The 21,797-nt window shown below is 62.4% G+C and carries 18 protein-coding genes and 2 pseudogenes; 17 read left to right on the top strand and 3 right to left on the bottom strand.

The genetic code is table 11. The features are described 5' to 3' along the window. Positions 1–1,015 (bottom strand): ectoine hydrolase DoeA (doeA, locus tag GCT13_RS41940; protein WP_152767702.1); only part of this gene is annotated, 1,015 nt, incomplete at its 3' end. A 406-nt stretch (positions 1,016–1,421) separates the two neighbouring features. Between doeA and ehuA the strand changes: the two genes are divergently transcribed. From ehuA to GCT13_RS41910, 6 genes are all read left to right on the top strand, one after another. Further along, complete coding sequence (gene ehuA / locus GCT13_RS41935) at positions 1,422–2,321, top strand: ectoine/hydroxyectoine ABC transporter ATP-binding protein EhuA (RefSeq protein WP_152767701.1); 900 nt, start codon at positions 1,422–1,424, stop codon at positions 2,319–2,321. 72 nt (positions 2,322–2,393) lie between these two features. Next, complete coding sequence (ehuB, locus tag GCT13_RS41930; protein ID WP_152767700.1) at positions 2,394–3,236, top strand: ectoine/hydroxyectoine ABC transporter substrate-binding protein EhuB; 843 nt, start codon at positions 2,394–2,396, stop codon at positions 3,234–3,236. A 73-nt stretch (positions 3,237–3,309) separates the two neighbouring features. Continuing rightward, positions 3,310–3,969 (top strand): ectoine/hydroxyectoine ABC transporter permease subunit EhuC, encoded by a 660-nt coding sequence (gene ehuC / locus GCT13_RS41925; RefSeq protein WP_152767699.1) that lies wholly within the window; start codon positions 3,310–3,312, stop codon positions 3,967–3,969. 4 nt (positions 3,970–3,973) lie between these two features. After that, positions 3,974–4,633 carry an ectoine/hydroxyectoine ABC transporter permease subunit EhuD gene (ehuD, locus tag GCT13_RS41920; protein WP_152767698.1) on the top strand — a complete coding sequence of 220 codons (660 nt, stop codon included), beginning with the start codon at positions 3,974–3,976 and terminating at the stop codon, positions 4,631–4,633. Positions 4,634–4,636: 3 nt separating this feature from the next. After that, complete coding sequence (gene eutA / locus GCT13_RS41915; protein WP_152767697.1) at positions 4,637–5,428, top strand: ectoine utilization protein EutA; 792 nt, start codon at positions 4,637–4,639, stop codon at positions 5,426–5,428. 75 nt (positions 5,429–5,503) lie between these two features. Continuing rightward, positions 5,504–6,259 (top strand): IclR family transcriptional regulator, encoded by a 756-nt coding sequence (locus GCT13_RS41910; protein WP_152767696.1) that lies wholly within the window; start codon positions 5,504–5,506, stop codon positions 6,257–6,259. A 27-nt stretch (positions 6,260–6,286) separates the two neighbouring features. Here the strand turns inward: GCT13_RS41910 and GCT13_RS41905 are convergent, their stop codons facing one another. Next, positions 6,287–6,853, bottom strand: a complete 567-nt coding sequence (locus tag GCT13_RS41905; RefSeq protein ID WP_152767695.1) for a VOC family protein — start codon at positions 6,851–6,853, stop codon at positions 6,287–6,289. Between the two features lie 147 nt (positions 6,854–7,000). Between GCT13_RS41905 and GCT13_RS41900 the strand changes: the two are divergent. The 7 genes and pseudogenes from GCT13_RS41900 (at position 7,001) to GCT13_RS41870 (ending at position 15,916) form a co-directional block, all read left to right on the top strand. Beyond that, positions 7,001–7,847 (top strand): annotated as a pseudogene (locus GCT13_RS41900) (fumarylacetoacetate hydrolase family protein). 52 nt (positions 7,848–7,899) lie between these two features. Next, positions 7,900–9,419: pseudogene (gene mhpA, locus GCT13_RS41895) on the top strand (bifunctional 3-(3-hydroxy-phenyl)propionate/3-hydroxycinnamic acid hydroxylase MhpA). Between the two features lie 510 nt (positions 9,420–9,929). Next, complete coding sequence (locus GCT13_RS41890) at positions 9,930–11,063, top strand: porin (RefSeq protein WP_152767694.1); 1,134 nt, start codon at positions 9,930–9,932, stop codon at positions 11,061–11,063. A 14-nt stretch (positions 11,064–11,077) separates the two neighbouring features. Next, complete coding sequence (locus tag GCT13_RS41885; RefSeq protein WP_152767693.1) at positions 11,078–12,355, top strand: MFS transporter; 1,278 nt, start codon at positions 11,078–11,080, stop codon at positions 12,353–12,355. Between the two features lie 239 nt (positions 12,356–12,594). Beyond that, positions 12,595–13,911: an MFS transporter gene (locus GCT13_RS41880; RefSeq protein WP_193727914.1), complete on the top strand. Its 1,317-nt coding sequence runs from the start codon at positions 12,595–12,597 to the stop codon at positions 13,909–13,911. 98 nt (positions 13,912–14,009) lie between these two features. Then, a complete protein-coding gene (locus tag GCT13_RS41875; RefSeq protein WP_152767691.1) occupies positions 14,010–15,242 on the top strand; it encodes a CaiB/BaiF CoA transferase family protein in 1,233 nt (410 codons plus the stop codon). A gap of 11 nt (positions 15,243–15,253) precedes the next feature. Then, a complete protein-coding gene (locus GCT13_RS41870; RefSeq protein ID WP_152767690.1) occupies positions 15,254–15,916 on the top strand; it encodes a TetR/AcrR family transcriptional regulator in 663 nt (220 codons plus the stop codon). Between the two features lie 111 nt (positions 15,917–16,027). Here the strand turns inward: GCT13_RS41870 and GCT13_RS41865 are convergent, their stop codons facing one another. After that, positions 16,028–17,191, bottom strand: a complete 1,164-nt coding sequence (locus GCT13_RS41865) for an acyl-CoA dehydrogenase family protein (protein ID WP_321574975.1) — start codon at positions 17,189–17,191, stop codon at positions 16,028–16,030. Between the two features lie 208 nt (positions 17,192–17,399). Here GCT13_RS41865 and GCT13_RS41860 point away from each other — a divergent pair, with 208 nt between their 5' ends. The 4 genes from GCT13_RS41860 to GCT13_RS41845 form a co-directional block, all read left to right on the top strand. Then, positions 17,400–18,875 carry a benzaldehyde dehydrogenase gene (locus GCT13_RS41860; protein ID WP_407670935.1) on the top strand — a complete coding sequence of 492 codons (1,476 nt, stop codon included), beginning with the start codon at positions 17,400–17,402 and terminating at the stop codon, positions 18,873–18,875. A 154-nt stretch (positions 18,876–19,029) separates the two neighbouring features. Continuing rightward, positions 19,030–20,202 carry a mandelate racemase/muconate lactonizing enzyme family protein gene (locus GCT13_RS41855; protein ID WP_152767688.1) on the top strand — a complete coding sequence of 391 codons (1,173 nt, stop codon included), beginning with the start codon at positions 19,030–19,032 and terminating at the stop codon, positions 20,200–20,202. Then, entirely contained in the window at positions 20,202–21,377 is a 1,176-nt protein-coding gene (locus GCT13_RS41850) for a CaiB/BaiF CoA transferase family protein (protein WP_227747290.1), read from the top strand. Before GCT13_RS41855 ends, GCT13_RS41850 begins: the two co-directional genes overlap by 1 nt. A gap of 32 nt (positions 21,378–21,409) precedes the next feature. Further along, positions 21,410–21,797: electron transfer flavoprotein subunit beta/FixA family protein (locus GCT13_RS41845; RefSeq protein ID WP_193727913.1), on the top strand; the 388-nt coding region annotated here is incomplete at its 3' end.

Below are 21,797 nucleotides of genomic sequence, written 5' to 3'. Positions count from 1 at the left end.
CGCCGATCGGATAGCCACAGCGGCTGTTCTTCTCGATGCCCGATTTGCGCAGCACCGCAAAGAACGCATTCGCGATGTCCTCGCAGGTATTGCCCGGCTTCGCGGCCGCCAGCCCCATTTCGATGCCTTCGACCACGGCCTTTTCCGCATCGATGAAATGCTGCGGCGGCTTGCCGAGATACACCGTGCGCGACTGCGGGCAGTGATAGCGCTTGAAGCAGCCGGCGATTTCGAAGAACGTGCCCGCGTTCTTTTCGAATGGCGAGTCGTCCCACGTCAGATGCGGCGCGGCGGCATCGGCGCCTGTGGGCAGCAGCGGCACGATCGCGGGATAGTCGCCGCCGTAGCCGTCGATGCCCGTGATCCCCGCCGAATAGATATCGGCGACGAGATCGCTCTTGCGCATGCCCGGCTCGATCCGCGCGACGATACGCGCGTGCATCTTCTCGACGATGCGCGCGGCAATGCGCATGTACTCGATCTCGCGCGGCGACTTGATGGCACGCTGCCAGTTGACGAGCGCCGTCGCATCGCGCCACGTCGCGTTCGGCAGATTGCGCTGCAGCGATGCATAGGCCGCGGCGCTGAAATAGTAGTTGTCCATCTCGACGCCGATGCGGCGCGTCTGCCAGCCGCGCGCCTCGATCACTTCACGCGCGAGATAGTCCATCGGATGACGCTCGGTGGACTGCACGTAGTGATCGGGATAGCCGATGATGTTCTCGCGCTTCATGAACACGGTGCGCAACGCGCCGTTCGCGTCCTGTCCGCGGCCGTACCAGACGGGCTCGCCGTCGAGTGCGAGCAGCACGCATTGATGCACATAGAACGACCAGCCGTCGTAGCCCGTGAGCCACGCCATGTTGGTCGGGTCGGTGACGATCAGCAGATCGATCTGCGCCTTTTCCATCTCCTTGCGTGTCTTCGCGATGCGTGCGTCGTATTCGGCGCGATCGAAAGGCAAACGAACCGATGGTCCCTTGGCAGGCGGGTCCTGTTTCGTTGTATCTGACATCTTTCTTTTCTCCATGCACGAACTCGTCGCAGAAGTGGCGTCCCACGCACCTGAATGAGGCACCAGCAGGTATTGCTGGCCGCAGTCTAATGCTGCGAAAAACAGGCTCTGAATGTGCTAGTTCAATCTTCGTCGGCAGATCGAACGAGGGCACGATGGCTCGTTGCATCGATCATGAATTGTCTTGCGATGCGCTTATAGGTGTTGTCCCTGATGCGCATGCGCGCTCTTCCTCATTGCTCTTTGCACCATGGCGCATCGGGCTTTTTGCGGTCCAGAAAGAATTGTTCTAGAGCAATCGGATCGCGAATATGGCTTTGTATGCTGGTTCGCATAGCCGCTCTTCCTGCACTGCCGCAACACGCACTCACCGCAAGCAGGCGTGATGAACGGAACCCGGACCAATATGAAAACCGCGCGAGTGACCCCAATGCCAAGCGCTTCAGGAATTGCCCAGGAGACTCTTTCGCCGGATGTGCAGGCCGCTGGTGACGCCTCTCCCATTCGCGAGAAGACGCCGACCACCAGGCCGCTGATCAGGATCGATCGCATCACGAAGCGCTATGGCGCGCTTACCGTACTCGACGAGCTTTCGCTCAATGTGATGCCGGGCGAAAAGCTCGCATTGATCGGCCCATCGGGATCAGGGAAGACCACTATTCTTCGCATCCTGATGACTCTCGAAACGATCGATGGCGGCCATATCGAAGTGGATGGCGAACAGCTCTTCCACATGCAGCGCGGTGGCCAGATGGTCCCCGCGAACGAGCGTCATCTGCAGAAGATGCGCGAGAAGATTGGAATGGTCTTTCAGCACTTCAATCTGTTTCCGCACAAGAGCGTGCTCGACAACGTGACGCTCGCGCCGATCCTGACGAAAGGCGAAAGCCGCGAATCGGCTGAAAAGCGCGCGCTGGAACTGCTCGACATGGTTGGCATGGCCGACAAGGCGAAGAGCCGGCCCGCGCAACTTTCAGGCGGACAGAAGCAACGTGTCGCGATTGCGCGTGCGCTGGCGCTCGCGCCCAAGATCATGCTCTTCGATGAAGTCACTTCGGCGCTCGACCCGGAACTTGTCGAAGAAGTACTCAATGTGATGCAGAGGCTCGCCAAAGAAACCGACATGACGATGCTGCTCGTCACGCACGAAATGGGTTTTGCGCATGATTTCGCGGACCGCGTGCTGTTTTTCGATCGCGGCAGGATCGTCGAAGAAGGCAAGCCCGAGGACATATTCAGACATCCCGAACACGAGCGGACTCAGGCGTTCCTGCGCAAGATCATCGCCGCCGGTCACAGGATCTGATCGACCCGCATCGCCTATCGCAAGACCACCACGCACATCACGCACACCACCAGGCCTTAGGAGCCAAAAACCATGAAACTGAAGGCGATTCTGATCACGGGGACGTTGTCGGTGCTAACTCTGGCCTGTTCGGCAGCCAATGCAGAGGACAAGCTGACGCAACTCAAGGAGCAAGGCTTTGCGCGCATCGCCATTGCCAACGAACCGCCGTTCACGGCAGTCGGCGCCGACGGCAAGGTGACGGGCGCTGCGCCCGACGTTGCGCGCGCGGTCTTCAAGAAGCTCGGCGTCAACGATATCGTCGCGTCGGTCTCCGAGTATGGTGCGATGATTCCGGGCCTCGCAGTGGGACGGCATGACGCGATTGCGGCCGGACTCTTCATGACGCCACAGCGCTGCGCGGCTGTCGCGTACTCGGAGCCTGTGCTTTGCGCAGTGGAGGCGTTCGCTGTCAGGAAGGGCAACACCAAGAGCATCAAGAGCTACGATGAAATTGCCAAAGACCCGAAGGCGGTGATCGGCGTCGAGGGCGGCACCACCGAACAGAAACTGGCGACGGCCGCTCATATTCCGACGGACCGCATCGTCATCGTGCCCGACGGACAGAGCGGTCTGAAGATGCTTCAGGACGGCCGCATCGACGCGTTTGCGCTGCCGTTGCTCTCGATCAGCGATCTGCTGTCGAAAGCGAAGGACGGCAGTCTGGAGTCGATCGCGCCCGTGCAAGGCACGCCGGTGCAATGCGACGGCGTGGCGTTCCGCAAGCAGGACACGGCGTTGCGCGACGCGTTCGACGTCGAGCTGAAAAAGATGAAGGCCTCCGGCGAGTTCGCGAAGATCGTCGAGCCTTACGGCTTTTCGGCAAAGGCGGCGATGTCGACGAGCCGCGACAAGCTGTGTTCGGCGTCGAACTGAGTCTGCACAAACTGGCTGGTGTGCGATTCACTCGCGCGCTAGCCAGCTGCCTAGCTGCCTTCGAGGTGTGCTTATGAACCACTGGTCCGGCTATCTGACGCTGATCATGAAGGGCGCCGTAGCGACCGTCGAACTCACGGTGATGGGGGCGGTGCTTGCGCTCGTGATGGCGTTCGTCGCAGGCCTTGGGCGCCTGTCGCCATTCGCTGCGGTACGCGCGCTTGCTACCGCGTATATCGAGTTCTTTCGCGGCACATCGGTATTCGTCCAGCTGTTCTGGGCTTATTTCGTCTTGCCGATGATCGGGCTCACGCTCACGCCGCTACAGGCGGGCGTACTCGCGCTCGGCCTCAACGTAGGCGCGTACGGCGCGGAAGTGGTGCGCGGCGCGATCGTCGCGGTCGGCCAGGAGCAGCGCAGCGCGTGCATTGCGTTGAATCTGTCCGTCTATCAGCGCATGCGTCATGTGATCCTGCCGCAAGCATTGCCGTTGATGCTGCCCACTTTCGGCAACAACGCAATCGAGTTGCTCAAGGGCACGGCAGTCGTATCGCTGATCTCGCTCGGTGACATGACATTCCAGGCGCAGGTGGTGCGCTCGCAGACGGGCAATACGCTGATACCGTTCGCGACGATTCTCGCGCTTTACTTCGCAATGGCGTGCCTGATTTCGTTCGGCATGCGCAAGCTGGAACGCCGGATGACGTTCGGTCTTGACGGCATGAGGAGATAACGGCATGGAATGGGACTGGAGTTTCGCACTCGGGATTCTGCCGATCCTGTTGCGGGGGCTGGAGATCACCGTGCTCGCGACGTTGCTCGGCGCGATCGCCGCAGCCGTGATCGGCATGGTGTTCGCGATCCTGCGCCTCGCGCCGAACCGGGCAGTGTCGCGCACGACGACGGCCGTGGTGAGCTTCATTCGCGGTACGCCGTTGCTCGTGCAACTGTATTTCGTGTTCTACGTGCTGCCGGATATCGGCATCCGTATGCCCGCGCTCGCGGCGGGCGTGCTCGTGCTCGGCGTGCACTACGCGACTTACGCAGCGGAGGTGTATCGGACGGGCATCGAAAACGTGCCGCGCGGGCAGTGGGAAGCTGCCAAGGCATGCAACCTGAACGCGCAGCAGATGTGGCAACACGTGATCCTGCCCGAAGCGGTTCCGCCGATGTTGCCCGCGCTCGCGAACTATCTGATTTCGATGTTCAAGGAAACGCCGTTGTTGTCGGCGATCACCGTGCTCGAACTCATGAACGAAGCGAAGATCATCGCGAACACGGACTACCGTTATCTGGAGCCGATGACGCTGGTCGGCGTGCTTTTTCTGTGCATCAGTCTTGTGGCCGTGGTCGGCGTAAGACTGCTCGAAAAACGCTTTCCCGCTCTGGGGCACTGACCGATGGCCATCGTCATTCATCCGCTGGACGCAGTCCTTCAACTGGACACACGCGCTGACGACAAGCGCATCGGCCTTGTGATCCTCGCAACCGATCACACAACGGAGCCCGATTTCGCAAGGCTCGTCGCAAATGAGCGGATCGGCATCTACACGAATCGCGTGCCATACGCGAACCCGGTGACGCCTGACAACCTGCGCGCGATGCAGCCTTCGCTGACTGCGGGCGCAGCGTTGATCCTGCCTGACGAAGCGCTCGATGTGGTGATGTACTCGTGCACGTCGGCATCCGTGATGATCGGCGACGAGGCGATCGAGCGGGCGATTCGCGCGGCGAAACCCGACGCACATATCGTCACGCCGACGATGGCCGCCGTGACCGCGCTGAGAACGATCGGCGCGCGGCGCATCAGCGTGCTGACACCTTATACCGTCGAGACCAGTCAGCCGATGGCCGAATATTTCGCCGCTAAAGGCTTCGTGATCGACCGCTTCACGTGCATCGGTCTGACCGACGATCGCGACATGGCGCGGATTTCGCACGACGATATCGTCGCGTTCGCGCGCAACGCGATGGCGCCGGAGTCGGACGCGCTCTTCATTTCGTGCACGGCGGTACGGGCAGCGGCTGTCATCGGGCGAATCGAGGCGTTGCTTGACAGGCCTGTCGTGAGCAGCAATCTCGCGACCGCGTGGATGTGTCTGCGTCTTTGCGGCGACAACGAACCTAAACCCCGCCTGGGGCAACTGATGATGTGGCCGCTACCCGCTGCGGACGCGCTACTGGAGGCGTGACATCACGACGAAGCGTCGGCTTGCGATAAAGTTCGCGCCGGTATAATGGGCCAACCAATCCAAGACCGGCCTTCGATGTCGAGCATCGCCAAACTCTTGTCCATCCTCGAGTTGTTTTCCGAGTCACGGCCGCTTCTATCGGCTGAACAGATCGCCGCTCAACTGGATTGTTCGATACCCACGGCATACCGGTATGTGCGCGAGCTTGTCGAGTCGGGCATGCTGTTGCGCTTTGCGGGCGGCGACTATGGACTCGGCCCGCGCATCATCAAGCTCGACTATCACTTGCGTGTTTCGGACCCGTTGTTGAAAGCAGGGCAACCGGTAATGCGCGAGATCGCCGATCGCTCGGGATTCGATGTGGTGATGTCGCGCTGGTATGGCAATGAGCTGGTCGACACGCATCGCGAAACACATGATGCAACGCTCGATCTGCGATATGGCCGCGGCCGCCCACGGCCGCTTTTTCTGGGCGCGGCACCGAAGGCAATTTTGTCGACCTTTCCGAAGGCCAAGCTTGCCGCTCTATTCAACGAGTACGCCGCAGAGATTTCATCGAGCGGTTCGGGCGACTCGCTGGAAGAATTCCGCTCCAACCTGCTGAAAATACGGCGCGCAGGCTACTACCTGTCGAACGGCGAACTGGATGAGGGCGTATCGGCGATCGCCTCTCCGCTTTTCACCGACGATTCGGGAGAAGCCGTGGGTGCGCTCGCGCTGGTCGTGCCGAGCCAACGCCTCGAGCTTTTGAACTTCGATCGGCTCGTCGAAACGGTGAAGGAAGCGGCGGCGCGTACGTCTTCGCGCGCGCGGTCTGTCATCGAAGGGTGACGGCAAGTCTCTTCTCAATGCCGCTTTTCACCCGATCCCCATTCGCTTCGCCATTTCCGCTTCCCACTTTTCGCGGGGCCTGAATCCGGGCAGCGTGCGCGCGTGCCGTTCGACGGCTGCGAGAAGCTCGTCGTCGGGCAGCGAGAAATCGACGGGCACGCGCATCGGCTGGTCCACGTACCACGGCGTGTCGATAAAGATCTCTAAACGGTTCCCTTCAGGATCTCGCGCGTAGCACGAGATCGCATTGCCGTGCGTGACAGGGGCGATCTCCTCCAGCTCTTCGTCGATGAAGCGCTGGTGAAAACGCCTGAGCGTGTCGAGACTGTCCGCTTCGAAAGAGATCTGATTGATCGGATTGAACGCAAGCGTCTCGGGTCGTCCGCTCGCCAGCACGATCTGGTGATGCACGGCAGGGTCACGGCTCAGAAATACGAGCTGGACCTTGCCGTTCGGCGTCGGAAGGCTGCCGCGATCCGTCACCGTGAATTCCAGAACGCGCGAATAGAAGTCCTCGCATCGCTCGAGATCGTGGACGTAGAAGCCCATGTGGCTGAGCGAGAGTCCGCTTCGCCTTGGTGTCGACGATGTCATGACGTCCCCCGGTTGTAATGATAAACCATGATAAAAATCAAACTGGTTTCGCCATTTAGTGCAGTGTATTATCAAAATGCGATAAACGCACGAAATTGTTCGCGTGCGTGCCCGCAGACAACCCCAGCTTTTTATCACGGGAATATCATGAAACTTGCGAGCTTTTCCACCCACGAAGGGCAGTCGTTTGGCGTCGTGCGCAACGGCTCAGTGTTCGATCTACGCAAACGCCTCGACGGCCGCTTCGCCGATCTGAAATCGTTGATCGCCGCCGATGCATTCGACGAAGCACGACGCGTCAGCAGTACGGGCCGTGGTGATTATCCGCTTGCCGAGGTGACGCTCGATCCGGTGATTCCGAACCCTGAGCAGATCTTCTGCGTGGGGCTCAACTATGCCGAGCATGTCAACCAATCGGGAGACGACGGAGAACCCGGTCATCTTCATGCGCGTGCCTGCATCGCAGGTCGGCGCGGGACAGCCGATGCTGCGTCCACGCGAGTCCGCGCAGTTCGATTACGAAGGTGAAATCGCGGTGATCATCGGGCGCGGCGGCCGCCGCATCGCCGAAGCGGACGCATGGAATCACATCGCGGGCTATAGCTGCTACAACGACGGATCCGTTCGCGACTGGCAGCGCCATACGGGCCAGTGGGGACCGGGAAAGAACTTCTATCGCACGGGCGCGTTCGGCCCGTGGATGGTCACGAGCGACGAGATCGAACCGGACGCCAGGATGACGCTCGTCACGCGCCTGAACGGTCAGGAAGTCCAGCGTGCAACGACCGACATGCTGATACACGGCATCGCCAGACAGATCGCCTATCTGTCGATTTTCACGCCGCTGGTTCCCGGCGATGTGATCGTCACGGGCACGCCGGGCGGCGTCGGCGCGAGACGCAATCCGCCGCTGTTCATGAAGGCGGGCGATGTCGTCGAAGTGGAAGTCGATCGCGTGGGCGTGCTTTTGAATCCGATCGCCGACGAAGCTTGATCATCTTCGTCCGCAGGCGCGCGATGCGCCTCGTTCATCGGGATGTCTCTACATGGCAGAACTAGCTAATGCATCTTGCGCCGGCGAATACGATGTCGCTGTGATCGGCCTGGGTCCGACAGGCGCCACACTCGCGAATCTGCTCGCGCTGCAAGGGGTGCGGGTTCTTGTTCTGGAGCGCGATGCGGATATTTTTGCGTTGCCGCGTGCGGTTCACTTCGACGCGGAGTGCATGCGCGTCTTTCAGACCATCGGATTGTCGAGTGCGTTGCTGCCGGATCTTTTCGTCGGGCCGGGCATGAAGTTCATCGACGCCGACGGCAACGTGCTGATCGACTGGCCGCGTCCGACCTGCATCGGTCCGCTCGGCTGGTGTGCGAGCTAGAAGTTTCATCAGCCTGATCTCGAACGGGCGCTGCGCGCACAGCTCGTCCAGCAGGAGAACGTCGATATCCGCCTGCGCCATGAGGCATTCGCACTCGATCAGACGGACAACCATGTTGAGATTCGTTTCGAGGACATGGCCACGGGCCGGCTCGGACGTGTGAAGGCGCGTTATGTGGTCGGCTGCGATGGCGCACGGTCGATCGTCCGGCGTTTCATGGGCACGGAACTCAACGACCTGAAGTCACACGAGCGATGGGTGGTCGTCGACGCATTGCTGAAAACGGAGCGCCCCGATCTCGGCGACCATTCGATCCAGTATTGCGACCCCAGGCGTCCCGCAACCTACACGCGCGGGCCCAGGAATCGGCCGCGCTGGGAACTGATGGTCATGCCATCCGATGACATCGCGAAGCTGCAGACGCCCGAGTGGCTCTGGGACAAGCTTTCGCGCTGGATCACGCCGGACAATGCGAAGCTCGAACGCTCCGCTGTCTACACGTTTCACTCCCTCGTCGCAAAAGGCTGGCGCAACGGCCGATTGCTGCTGGCCGGCGATGCCGCCCATCAGACGCCTCCGTTCATGGGACAAGGCATGGCGGCGGGGATTCGCGACGCGAGCAATCTGGCGTGGAAACTCGCGGCCGTCATACGCGGTGAAGATGGCGACGGCCTGCTCGACACATACGAATCGGAACGCTCGCCGCGTGTGCGCGAGTTCATCGAAACAGCCGTGAAGCTCGGCGCCGAGATCCAGTCGAAGCGCGATGTAGCGGGCGCAACGCATGACGGCGTGCAGCCCGTGTTTCGCAACTTCGTCACGCCTCAACCACGACTCGGGCCAGGCGCCCACTTCGGAAATGATCAGCCGATTGCGGGCAGCATCGCACGGCAGCCGCTTCTGTCGAACGAGCGTCTGCTCGACGATGCCGTCGGCTATCGACACGCGCTCGTACTCAGCCCCGAGACACTGGCGGCGCATCCGGAACTCGATGAGCTAGGGAACTCGCGAGCGTCGCGCTGGTGACGGATGGCGCGCCTGCCTTGCGCGAGTGGCTGGCCGAGGCGGGTGCTGTCGCCATTCTTGTGAGGCCGGACCAGTACATCCACGGCGTCGCGGATGATGCCGCCAATCTGCACGCATTGCTTGCAGATGCCTTTCCACGGCTGCAGGCGATGAGTGCGTAAGCGCTGCGTGCGTCCGGAGCACGTACGCGCGGGTCGAAATCCTCGTCGCCGATTCTCATATTTCAACCGTATAGTTGATATGCACGGACTGCGTAAGCCGCATGAATTGACGCCTGACGCCCGTAAATAACTCGCTCGGCCCTTATTCGACGGGGATCAAGGCGCATATCAAGGTAAACACGTAGGTCGCAGTCGTTGACTCCTCATGGTGTGATGTCAATAATTCAACTCATGAGTTGAAATTTTGCGCCGAGGCGGGCGATCGGGAAATCACGGTTTCAGCCGTGAAGCGATTTCCGGGCGAACGCGGCTTGGATACGGAACGCACGGATGCGGTCCGATCCCCGGCACCCGCCTTTCCAGTGTGTCCCGTCTCGATGCAACGCCCTGCATGGGACACATACGTTCGAATGACGCACGGCGGACGCAAGCATCAGTACCGATCGCAAACTGCACGAATAGTAGTACTAATTAAAAGAGAGCCGGCGTAGCCGGTTTCAGGAGACAGACATGAAGCATCGGGTGGTTGCTGCCAGTTTTGCTGCGTTGTTCGCAGGCGCGGCGCACGCGCAAAGCAGTGTCACGCTGTACGGCATCATCGACGACGGCATCAGCTATATCAGCAACCAGGGCGGTCACAGCACGGTGAAGATGGACAGCGGAATCGCGCAGTCGAGCCGCTGGGGATTGAAGGGCACGGAAGACCTGGGAGGCGGTCTGCGTGCTGTCTTCACGCTGGAAAACGGCTTCGATCTGAACACGGGCATTGCGGGACAGGGCGGGTCGCTCTTCGGCCGGCGCGCATTCGTTGGCTTGTCGAGCGACACGTTCGGTACGCTGATCGCCGGTAACGACTACGACTTCATCTACGACTACGTGACGTACTACACGAACGTCACGCAGTTCGCGCCGTCGTACTCGTTCCACCTCGGCAACGACATCGACCGTCTCGCTGGCGAACAGGTGCACAACATGGTGCGCTACGAGACGCCGACCGTGCATGGTTTCGGCGCCGGCGTGATGTATGGCTTCAGCAACGCAGCGGGAGCGTTCGGCGGCTCGCCGTCTTCGGCGCGCGTGTTGAGCGTCGGGCTCAAATACAGCCCGACGGGAAGCTTCAACGCACCGTATTCGTTCGGCGCGGCGTTCACGAAAACGGACGGCGGCAACAGCGGTCCGGGCACGGGCGGCACGATCGCACAGGTCGCGCTGGGCGCAAAATCGATCTATACCGCGGCCTTCGGCGGGCTGGTGAAACTCGGGGACTTCGGCATCAACGGCGTGTACACCTATACGAACGCATCCGACAGTCCGCGAGGCACCATCACTGCGAACGCGTACGAAGCCGGCCTCACCTGGCAGGCGACGCCGTATTTCCAGTTGGGAGCGGGCTTCGCGTATGTCGATGAGCGCAAGCTCGGCAAGTTCGACATTGCGAGCGCGGGTCTCGACTATCGCCTGTCGAAGCGCACCGACGTATTCACGTTCGCCACTTATCAGCACGCGTTCGCGGGTGCAAGCGTCGCGGGCAACTTCCTCGCGGTGACGCCGTATTCGATGTCTCCCAAGCTGCCGAACGGCGTGGGTGCGTCCTCGTCGCGTAACCAGACGGCCGTGCAACTCGGCATCCGTCATCTGTTTTGAAAGGAGAGCGCGTCATGAGCCGTCCTGTGAGCACGAAAGCGTTGCCCGCGCTCGATGCATCGTCGAAAGTGAAAACGGCCGCGAGCATGTGGGTCGTATGCGGTGCTGCGATCGGGTTGATGTTCGGATTCGGTCCACTGTTTTTTAGTGTCATCGGCATTTTCCTGAAGCCGATGACGGTGACGTTCGGCTGGGGACGCTCCGACGTCGCTATGCTGCCGATGCTCGCGATGGCGGGCACTGCGCTGGGCGCGCCCGTCGCCGGCTATCTTGCGGACCGCATAGGCTGGAGCAAGGTCATCGCGGGCGCGATAGCGCTCTTTTCGATGTCGCTCGGCGCGCTCGCTTTGGCGCCCGCCAACCATGCGTATGTCGCCGTCGTCGGCTTTCTGATCGGCTTTCTCGGCGCGGCGACGACGGCGGCGGGCTATCTGGCCGTATTGCCGCGTGTCTTCGACAAGCGGCTCGGCATGGCCCTCGGATTCGCGATGATCGGCACGGGGCTCGGCGGGTTCTTCGCGCCCATCGCCGCGAACCGGCTCGGCGTGATGATGGACTGGCGTCATTCGTTCGCTGTGTGCGCGTTGGCCGCGTTGGTATTCGGGATCGTTGCTCATCGACTGCTGTTTCGAAACGTGCGCATCGAGAAAAGTGCCGGCGCGAGCGTGCAGACTGCTTCGCTCGAAGCGGGACTCACGCTCGGAGAAGCGGTGCGCGGCTATCGCTTCTGGCTGCTCGCCGTCGTGATGTTTGTGATTTCGAGCGCGATTCTCGGTGGCTTCGTGCACCTTGCCGCGTTCGTCAGCGATCGCGGGCTTGGCCGCGATGTCGGCGCGCAGGCGGCGGGCGTCGTCGGTGCGGGTCTTGCGATTGCCCGAGTCGGGCTCGGCGCGCTGCTCGATCGCGTGTTCGCTCCGTTCGTGGCCCTCGTCAGCTTTGGCATCGGCGCGGTGGGCTTTGCGATCTTCCTCACTGACGCCGCGCAGATGCCCGCGATGATCGTTCTGGCGGCACTGTTGCTCGGTATTTCGACGGGCTCGGAAGGCGATCTGATCCCGTTCCTGGCGCGCAAGTATTTCGGCAAGCGCTCGTTCGGCTCGATTTACGGCTGCCTGTTCGGCGCGGCGACGCTCGGCGGCGCGGTCGGCCCGTTCCTGTATGGCCTCGCTTTCGACCGCTTCGGGTCATATACGGTCGTGCATGAAGTGTCGTGTGCCGCGTGCATTGTCGGCGCGGTGGCGATCCTGCTTCTCGGGCGCTATCCGGCAGTGCCAGCGGGAGACGAGCAGTGAAACGCCCCGATGCCGCCAGCACGCGATCGCGCACTTCGGTGATCGTGGTTGGCGGTCCGAGAGGGTTGAAATTTTCTTCGGCTCGCATGCGTTATCGGTGCGCGATCCACAGGGACGTTTGCTGATTTTCGGCGTGCCGCTCGCGCTCGATGCACGCACCGTCAATGCGATGCCTGCGCGCCTTCAGCATGCGGTCTTCCTGTGCGTCCATATTCAGACAGAGACGTGGGAGACACAGGATGGCCAAGTCCATGACAACGGCAGCACTGCCGCAACGGATCGACGAGCCGCAAGCCGTGAGCACGCGCAACAAGGCGTGGATCGTGTTCGGCGCTGCGCTGGGTCTGACCTGCGGGTTCGGGCCGTTCTTCTTCAGCGTGGCCGGGGTGTTCCTTAAGCCCCTTGCAGCGTCGTTTCACTGGGGCCGTGCCGACGTCGCCCTGCTGCCGATGCTCGCGATGTTCGGCAACGCAGTCGGTGCGCCGATCGTCGGCTACATGGCGGACCGCCGTGGCTGGGCGAAGGTGATCGGCTGGGCCATCGTGCTGTTTTCGCTGGGGCTTCTGCTGCTCGCGCTCGTGCCGCCGAATCATCTGCTGTTCGGCATGGTCGGCGCGTTCATCGGTATCTGCGGAGCGGCGACGAGCGCCGTAGGCTACGTCGGCATCTTGCCGGGCGCGTTCAACAAGCGGCTCGGCATGGCGCTCGGCGTTGCGATGCTCGGTACGGGCATCGGCGGGTTTGCGATGCCGATGATCGCCGTGACGCTCCTGCACTATGTCGACTGGCGGCAGGCGTATAGGGTCCTCGCCGCGGGCGCGCTCGTGCTCGGTTTTGTCGCTCACCGGATCATCTTCCGCAATTACAAGGCAGTCAGCGCGCATTCAGAGGCACGAACCGAACGACTGCTCGATGAGGAACCGGATGACGGCATCGAGCTGACGCTAAGGCAGGCACTCCGCAGCTTTCGCTTCTGGCTGCTCGCGTTCGTGTTCTTTCTCGTGTCGTGCTCGGTGCTGGGCGGATTCGTGCATCTTGCGCCGTTCGTGTCCGACCGTGGACTGGGACGCGACGTCGCGGCGCAGGCAGCCGCCGTGGTCGGCATCGGACTTGCCGTTGCGCGCGTCGGCATCGGCGCCGTGCTCGATCGCGCGTTCGCGCCGCTGGTTGCGTCGGTCGCTTGTCTTGCCGGCGCTGCTGTTTTCCTGGTGCTCACGACCGACTTCATCCGTCTGCCCGGCATGGTCATGCTCAGCGCGCTGGTGCTCGGTCTCGCGACGGGCAGCGAGGGCGACCTGATTCCGTACCTCGCGCGCCGCTATTTCGGCAAGCGCCATCTGGGCGCGATCTACGGCGCGCTGTTCGGCATTTCGACGCTCGGTGGCGCAATCGGTCCATTCGTCTACGGGACGGTGTTCGATCACTTCAAGTCGTATGCGCCGATTCATGAAGTATCCAGCGTGCTGTGCCTGTTTTGCGCAGGCGCGATCCTGATGCTCGGCCGATATCCGGACCGGGCGGCGTCGACGACGCTGGCGCCGCGCGCCGCACATTGACAACGGAGACTTGGCTCCAAAAAGCTATACATCGGCCCGTCTGCTGGGCGATAATGACCCAACGATTCAACCAACCAGTTGATTGACTGGAGGAGCATATGACAAATTCTCTGAGCGGCGCCTTGCGAGGCGTACGCGTTCTCGACCTGACGCATGCGCTGGCTGGCCCGTTCTGTTCGCAGGTTCTCGGCGATCACGGCGCCGACGTGATCAAGGTCGAGCCGCTGGAAGGCGACTTCTTTCGCCGCATCGGCCCGTTTCGCGACGACGACCGGGAGCGCCACTACGGCGGACTGTTCCAGTCGTGCAATCGGAACAAGCGGTCTATCGCGCTGAACCTGAAGAGCGCCGAAGGTCTGGAGACATTCCGTACGCTGGTGCGCGGCGCGGACGTGCTGGTCGAAAACTACCGCGCTGGCGTGCTGACGAAGCTTGGCATCGGCTACGAGCAACTGAAGGAAATCAACCCGCGTCTCGTCTACACGTCGGTGCGCGGCTTTGGCGACAGGCCGGGCGGCGCGAGCCCTTACATGGACTGGCCGGCCTTCGACATCGTTGCGCAGGCAATGGGAGGCTGGATGGGCATCACGGGCGAAGACGAACAGCATCCCGTGAAGGTCGGCGGCGGCCCCGGCGATACAGTGCCGGGCCTGCATGCAGCCTTCGGCACGATGGCCGCGTTGTGGCACGCAAAGGCGACGGGGCAGGGGCAGTATGTCGATGTCGCGATGACCGATTCGATTCTCTCGATGTCGGAGCTTCTCGTCAGCCAGTACTCGTATCGCGGCGTTTCGCAGAAACCGGTGGGCAACAATCTGCCGGGTCTCGCGCCGCAAGGCACGGTGCGCGCGAAGGACGGCATGATCGCGATCGCGGCGCCGCACGATCCGCAATGGCTGCAACTGTGCAGGCTGATGGGCCGCGACGATCTGGCGAAGGACCCGCGATTTGGCTCCGAAACGCTGCGCTGGGAAAACAATGACGTACTGACCAGCGAAATCGAAGCGTTTACCACGCGCTACACCAAGACGGAGCTGCGCGAAATGTTCGGCGGGAAGGTGCCGTTCAGCCCCATCTACACCGCGGAGGAAATTTTCGCCGATCCGCATTTTGCGGCGCGCAACATGCTGCCGAAGGTCGAGCATCCGGGGCTGGAAGGCGAGGTCTCGGTGCCGGGCGTGCCCGCAAAGCTTTCCGTCACGCCCGGAGCCGTGCGGCATCGCGCGCCGAAACTCGGCGAGCACACGCGCGAAATCCTGCGTGAAGCAAACTTTGCCGACGCTCAAGTTGAGCGCTTGATCGCGGAAGGCGCGATCGGCGCGCCAGTGTAAAATCGAGCCCTATGTCCACACGCCCCGACGACGCCGCGCTGCCGGCTCCCATCGAACGTCCGGCCGGTCGACGCCGCAAGGCGCCGCCCGTTGTCCGTCACGAAGACAAGCGCCTTGCGATCCTGCGTATCGCTGCGCAGCTTTTCGCGCAGAACGGGTACGAAGCCACGTCGCTTGACATGATCGCCGACCAGATCGGCATGCATAAGGCAACGCTGTACCACTACATCAAGAACAAGGAAGAGGTGTTGTACTTCTGCCTCGTGAAGTCGTTCGAGAATCTCGATGAAGTGGTGGAAAAAGTGCGGGATCGCAGCGAGCCGCCGTTGCAGCGGCTGCGCTACTTCGCGCAGAGCCTCGCACATGCGCAGAACAGCGACTTCGGCCGTTGTCTCGTGGTGGTGGGTCTGCGTCCGCTGACGACGGAAGCGAGCCTCGATATCCGCCGTTTCCAACGCCGGCTCGATACCACCGTGCGCGACCTGATCACGGAAGGCATCGCTGCGGGAGACATCAAGCCGTGCGTGCCGGCGCTGCTGTCGGCGATGCTGTTCGGCATGCTGAACTGGGTGCCGCAGTGGTATCAGGAAGACGGAAAGTACAGCATCGACGAAGTCGTCGAGGCGTTCATGAACATGCTGATTCAAGGCATCGCGGCCAAGCCTCAGCGCTAGGCGCAGCACCACGCAGACAGGCGGGCAGGTTCCCGCCTTTTTTGTTCCCGCCTCATTTATAAAGCACCTCGAATCGCTCGCGGCCGCCTGCAACAGGCGGCCGCGCTTCGTTTACAGCTTGCGGGCGATCAGTTCCTTCAGGATTTCGTTGGAGCCGCCATAGAGCCGCTGAATGCGCGCATCCATCATGAACTGACAGATCGGGTATTCGGCCATGTAGCCATAACCGCCGAACAACTGCACGCACTCGTCGATCACCTTCCACTGCACTTCCGAGCACCAGACCTTCGCCATCGCCGCTTCTTCGGCCGACGGCGGGTTGATGCCCTCCACCAGACGCTGGATCAGGCTGTCGATGAACACGCGGCCGATGCGCACCTGGCTCACGCTCTCGGCGAGCTTGAACTTCGTGTTCTGGAAGTCCCACAGCGTCTGGTTGAACATCTTGCGCTGCTTGACGTGATCGAGCGTCAGTTCGATCGCGCGTTCGGTGCTGGCGATTGCGGTCACGGCGATCGTCAGGCGCTCCTTCACGAAGCTGTCCATCATCTTGCCGAAGCCGTTGCCCTCGACGCCGCCGAGCAGGTTCTCTGCCGGCACGCGCACGTCGTCGAGGAAGATTTCGCAGGTATCGAGGCCGTGCTGGCCCATCTTTTCGAGAATCTTGTTGACCTTGAAGCCGCTCACCTTGTCCTTCTCGATCATGAAGAGCGAGATGCCCTTTGCGCCGGGGCCGTTCGTGCGCGCGGCGACGATGGCGAGGTCGGAGCGCGAGCCGTGCGTGATGAACATCTTCGAGCCGTTGAGTACGTACTCGTCGCCCTCGCGACGCGCCGTCGTGCGAAGCGTCTTGATGTCGGTGCCGCAATCCGGCTCGGTGGCCGCGAACGCCAGCAGCTTTTCGCCGCGGATGATGGGCGGCAGCCACTTGTAGATCTGCTTGGGCGTACCCGTCAGGATCAGCGTGGTCGGCGCGCCGATCACGCCCGGCACGTAGCCCCAGGCGGTGTCGCAGGCGCGCGCCTGCTCTTCCATGATCACGACGTCGTGCGCGTAATTGCCGCCGTGACCGCCGTATTCCTCCGGATAGCTGACGCCGATCAGGCCCAGCTCTCCGGCTTTCAGCCACACCGACTTGTCGATGTAGTGCTGCTTGCGCCACTTTTCCTGGTGCGGCGTGACTTCCTTTTCGAAGAAACGGCGTGCCGTCGTGCGCAGCATGTCCAGTTCTTCCGTCATCCACGGCGAACGATAGTTACCGAACAAAGATTCCACGGTGTCTCCTTGTGATCCGCGTCTTAATTGATCAACCTGACGGTTGGCTAATTTGCAAAAGGCGAATGGTCTTCTAGCGCAACGGCCTTTCAGGCAGTATTGTCGATCAATGTGCAGAAAGTCAACCGTCGAGTTGGTTGACTTTTTTATAGGCGACTTCTATAGTCGATTCCACGCCAGCGAAATACCTCAAAAGACAGGGCGAATCATGGAGACAGATATGGCGGACAACCTACTGAATGCCGTTGACTGGTCGGGCTGCGGATTGCTCGGCAACTGGAAATCACTTGCCGGCGGGCGCATCGACGTCGTGGAGCCCGCCACCGGCCTGCAACTGGCGACGACGGGCAAGGCCAATGCGGACGACGTGCGCGCAGCGTGCGTGCTGGCAGCCCGATCGCAAGCCGCGTGGGCGGCGATGCCCTATCCGTCGCGCGCGGGGATCTTTCGCAAGGCCGCCGCGCTTCTCGATGCGAACCGCGCTCAATACGCCGAATGGATCGTGCGCGAAACGGGCGCGATCGGACCCAAGGCCGGTTTCGAAATCGAGTCCGTCGTGCATCTGCTGCATGAGGCAGCCGCGATGCTGACGCAGCCGCCGGGACTCGTGCTGCCGAGCCAGCCGGGCGTCGTCAGCATGGCGCGGCGTGTGCCGCATGGCGTGGTCGGCGTGATTTCGCCGTTCAATTTCCCTTTCCTGCTGACGTCCCGCGCGGCGCTGCCCGCGCTCGCAACCGGCAACGCGGTCGTGCTGAAGCCGGATCCGCGCACGCCCGTCTCGGGCGGCGTGCTGCTCGCGCTCTTGCTGCAGCAGGCCGGCTTGCCCGAAGGCGTGCTGAGCATGCTGCCCGGCGAAGCCGATGCGGGCGAGGCGCTCGTCACCGATCCGGACGTCGCGATGATTTCGTTCACCGGATCGACGGCGGTCGGCCGCCGTATCGGAGAGCTTGCGGGCAAGCATCTGAAGAAAGTCGCCCTCGAACTGGGCGGCAAGAACTCGCTCATCATTTGCGACGACGCGGATTTCGATCTCGCCGTATCGGGTGGCAGCTGGGCCTCGTGGCTGCATCAAGGACAGATTTGCATGAGCGCGGGCCGTCATCTCGTCCACGAATCGATCGTCGACGCCTACGCTCAGCGCATGGCCGACAAGGCCAAGCAACTGCCCGTCGGCAACCCGCATACGGGCAATGTCGCGCTCGGCCCGATCATCACGCGCAAGCAGGTCGAGCGCGTGCAGCAGATCGTCGACGAATCGGTGCGGATGGGCGCAAAGCTGCTGGCCGGCGGCAGCGGCGACGGCCGGTTCTATCAGCCGACCGTGCTCGCGGATGTCATGCCTGAGATGCCCGCGTTCCGCGACGAGATTTTCGGGCCGGTCGTGTGCATCACGCCGTTCGCTTCGGATGACGAAGCGATTGCTCATGCGAACGACAGCGAGTACGGCCTGTCGGCGGGCATCTACACACGCGACGTGGGCCGTGGAATGGCCATCGCCGACCGGCTCAGGACGGGCCTCGTGCACGTCAACGATCAGACCGTGAACGACGACGGCACGATGCCGATGGGCGGACGCGGCTCGTCCGGCAACGGCTCGCGTCACGGCGGCCCCGCCAACTGGGACGAGTTCACCCAATGGCGATGGATCACGGTGCGTCAGACGCCGCCGCAATATCCGCTCTGACACGCGCTCTATCGAAGTGACGGCGACCAACTGCGCGCCACTTCCCTGCATCAGGACAACTAGCCAACGCTGCCCGACCGCGCTTCTCGCACGCTAGCCACCGAACGCGGCAGGGCTTCCTTACCTCTGCCTTCTGGAACCAACTGGAACCATCATGAAGATCGTCAAAGTCGAAGTCATTCCCGTCTCCACCCCGATGAAAAAGCCGATGATCATGCCGAACACGCGCATCGAGGCGATCGATAGTGTGATCCTGAAGCTCACGTGCGATGACGGCACGGTGGGCTTCTCGGATTCGGGCGACACGTCGTCGTGGTACATGGGCGAGATGCAGGGCTCGATCATGTCGATGATCTGCGACGTCATCGCGCCGCGCGTCCTGCTAGGCGAAGATCCGCGCAACATCGAGAAGCTCGTCGGCAAGATGGACCTGCTCGTGCGCGACAACAATCAGGCGAAGGCGACCGTCGACTTTGCGCTGCACGATCTCAAGGGCAAGCTCCTCAACGTGCCCGTGTACGAATTGCTCGGCGGCCGCACGATCTCGGGCGCGGCGATGGGCTGGGTGCTATCGGCGGGCACGCCTGAGCAGGTGGCGGCCGAGGCGATCGTCGCGCACAAGCAAGGCTTCCAGTTGCTGAAGATGAAGACGGGCTTCGGCAGCGTCGAAGACGACATCCGGATGGTGTACGCGGTGCGCGAGACGGTGGGCAAGGACATTCGCCTCACGGTCGACGCGAACGGTTTCTGGAACTACGAAACGGCGCTGCGCACGATCCGCCGACTGGACGACGCGAACCTGGAGCTGATCGAGCAGCCGCTGCCGCATTGGGATATCGAAGGGATGGCGCGCCTGCGTGCCCAGGTCCGCACGCCGATCTACGCAGACGAGGCGGCCAAGGAACTGCATCACATCAAGGACATCATCGACCGGCGCGCGGCCGATGGCCTCTTCATCAAGTTGCAGAAGGCAGGCGGGCTGCTGAAGTCGCAGCGCTGGCTGACGCTCGCGCGGCTCTCGGGGCTGCCCGTGATGTGCGGCTGCATGATCGGCTCCGGTCTGGAACATAGCCCGTCCGCGCATCTGTGGACGAGCAACCAGTGGGCATCGCAATTCCTGAACGAGTCGACGGGACCGCTGACGATTCACGGCGTGTGGGAAAGCAAGGACATCGCGCCGGGCACCGACATCGCGCTGAACGTGCCGCGCTTCGAGAACGGCTACACGTACCCGAACGAAGGGCCGGGTCTGGGCATCGAGCTGAACGAAGAGTTCCTGGTGCGCAACCTCACGAAGGGTAAGGAAGCGCGCGTGGTGGCGCTGTGATGATGGAGCGCAAGGGACCTCTGACGGGCATTACCGTCATCGAGTTCGCGGGGCTCGGTCCCGCGCCGTTCGCGGGCATGATGCTTTCGGATCACGGTGCGCGCGTGATCCGCATCGATCGCGCGGCGAAGCGGGCCCCGGTTCGCGACAGCGGCGCGGGCGCGTTGACCGCGCGCAGCAGCGACGTGCTCGCGCGCGGGCGCGAATCGATTGCGCTCGATCTGAAGCGTCCGGAGGCGACGGAAATCGCGCTGTCTCTGATCGAGCGCGCGGATATCGTGCTCGAAGGCTTTCGTCCAGGCGTGATGGAATCGCTCGGGCTCGGTCCGGACGTGTGCCTCGCACGCAAACCGTCGCTCGTGTATGGGCGCGTGACGGGCTGGGGGCAAACGGGGCCGCTTGCGCAAGCCGCAGGGCACGACATCAATTACATCGCGTTGGCGGGCGCGCTTCATTCGACGGCGCGTCGAGGCGGGCCGCCCGTTCCCGCGCCTGGCATGATCGGTGACTTCGGCGGCGGCGGCATGCTGCTCGCGTTCGGCGTGCTGTCGGCTCTGCATCAGGCGAAGCAGAGCGGGCAAGGCCAGGTGGTCGACGCTTCGATCTGCGAAGGCGCGGCGCTGCTTGCGTCGCTGATGTATGGCTGGCGTTCGGCAGGCATCTGGCACGCCGAGGCAGGCACGAACAACGGCGATGGCGGCGCGCATTTCTACGATGCGTATGCGTGTGCCGATGGCAAGTACATCTCCATCGGTTCGATCGAGCCGCAGTTCTACAAGCTCTTGCGCGAACTGGTCGGACTGGACGATGCGGCGTTCGACCAGCAGTGGGACGAATCGCAATGGCCGGCGCTCAAGGAGCGCGTCGCCGAAGCGTTCAGGCAGAAGACGCGCGCCGAATGGTGCGGACTGCTCGAAGGTACGGATGTGTGCTTTGCGCCCGTGTTGTCGCTCGACGAGGCGCCGCGCCATCCGCATTACGAGGCGCGAGGCACGTTCGCGACGGTCGACGGCATTACGCAGCCGGGTCCCGCCCCGCGCTTCAGCGCGACGCCAGCAGCGCCATGTCATCCCGTCGGTGCCGTGGGCGACTCGACGCGCGTGCTGCTCGCGGAACTCGGCTACTCGTCAGATGACATCGCGCGCCTGCTCGATGGCGTCGCGCAAGGTGTGTAGCGGGCCGTGTTAGTGGATAGGTGGAGACAAAGATGAAAATCGTGGTGCCAGTCAAGAGAGTGGTTGACTACAACGTGAAGGTCCGCGTGAAGTCGGATGGGACAGGCGTCGATATCGCGAACGTGAAGATGTCGATGAATCCGTTCGACGAAATTGCCGTCGAAGAGGCCGTGCGCCTGAAGGAAGCGGGTGTCGCGACGGAAGTGATCGCGGTGTCGGCAGGCGTCACGCAGTGCCAGGAAACGCTGCGCACGGCGCTGGCGATCGGCGCGGATCGCGCGATCCTGATCGAATCGAATGAAGACCTGCAGCCGCTGGCTGTCGCCAAGCTGCTGAAGGCGCTGGTCGACAAGGAGCAGCCTTCGCTGGTGATCCTCGGCAAGCAGGCCATCGACGACGATTCGAACCAGACGGGCCAGA

The sequence above is a fragment of the Paraburkholderia franconis genome (assembly GCF_009362735.1).
Taxonomy (GTDB): domain Bacteria; phylum Pseudomonadota; class Gammaproteobacteria; order Burkholderiales; family Burkholderiaceae; genus Paraburkholderia; species Paraburkholderia franconis.
The sequence above is the reverse complement of the archived record's forward strand: the minus strand, read 5'-3'. Positions and strand labels throughout refer to the sequence as shown.

Bases quoted from the DNA above. Each gene is read 5' to 3' on its own strand.
- ehuB (WP_152767700.1), top strand. From the start codon at position 2,394: ATGAAACTGAAGGCGATTCTGATCACGGGGACGTTGTCGGTGCTAACT.
- GCT13_RS41880 (WP_193727914.1), top strand. From the start codon at position 12,595: ATGGCCAAGTCCATGACAACGGCAGCACTGCCGCAACGGATCGACGAG.
- GCT13_RS41890 (WP_152767694.1), top strand. From the start codon at position 9,930: ATGAAGCATCGGGTGGTTGCTGCCAGTTTTGCTGCGTTGTTCGCAGGC.
- ehuA (WP_152767701.1), top strand. From the start codon at position 1,422: ATGAAAACCGCGCGAGTGACCCCAATGCCAAGCGCTTCAGGAATTGCC.
- GCT13_RS41875 (WP_152767691.1), top strand. From the start codon at position 14,010: ATGACAAATTCTCTGAGCGGCGCCTTGCGAGGCGTACGCGTTCTCGAC.
- GCT13_RS41850 (WP_227747290.1), top strand. From the start codon at position 20,202: ATGATGGAGCGCAAGGGACCTCTGACGGGCATTACCGTCATCGAGTTC.
- GCT13_RS41870 (WP_152767690.1), top strand. From the start codon at position 15,254: ATGTCCACACGCCCCGACGACGCCGCGCTGCCGGCTCCCATCGAACGT.
- eutA (WP_152767697.1), top strand. From the start codon at position 4,637: ATGGCCATCGTCATTCATCCGCTGGACGCAGTCCTTCAACTGGACACA.
- ehuC (WP_152767699.1), top strand. From the start codon at position 3,310: ATGAACCACTGGTCCGGCTATCTGACGCTGATCATGAAGGGCGCCGTA.
- GCT13_RS41855 (WP_152767688.1), top strand. From the start codon at position 19,030: ATGAAGATCGTCAAAGTCGAAGTCATTCCCGTCTCCACCCCGATGAAA.
- GCT13_RS41910 (WP_152767696.1), top strand. From the start codon at position 5,504: ATGTCGAGCATCGCCAAACTCTTGTCCATCCTCGAGTTGTTTTCCGAG.
- GCT13_RS41905 (WP_152767695.1), bottom strand. From the start codon at position 6,853: ATGACATCGTCGACACCAAGGCGAAGCGGACTCTCGCTCAGCCACATG.
- GCT13_RS41860 (WP_407670935.1), top strand. From the start codon at position 17,400: ATGGAGACAGATATGGCGGACAACCTACTGAATGCCGTTGACTGGTCG.
- ehuD (WP_152767698.1), top strand. From the start codon at position 3,974: ATGGAATGGGACTGGAGTTTCGCACTCGGGATTCTGCCGATCCTGTTG.
- GCT13_RS41885 (WP_152767693.1), top strand. From the start codon at position 11,078: ATGAGCCGTCCTGTGAGCACGAAAGCGTTGCCCGCGCTCGATGCATCG.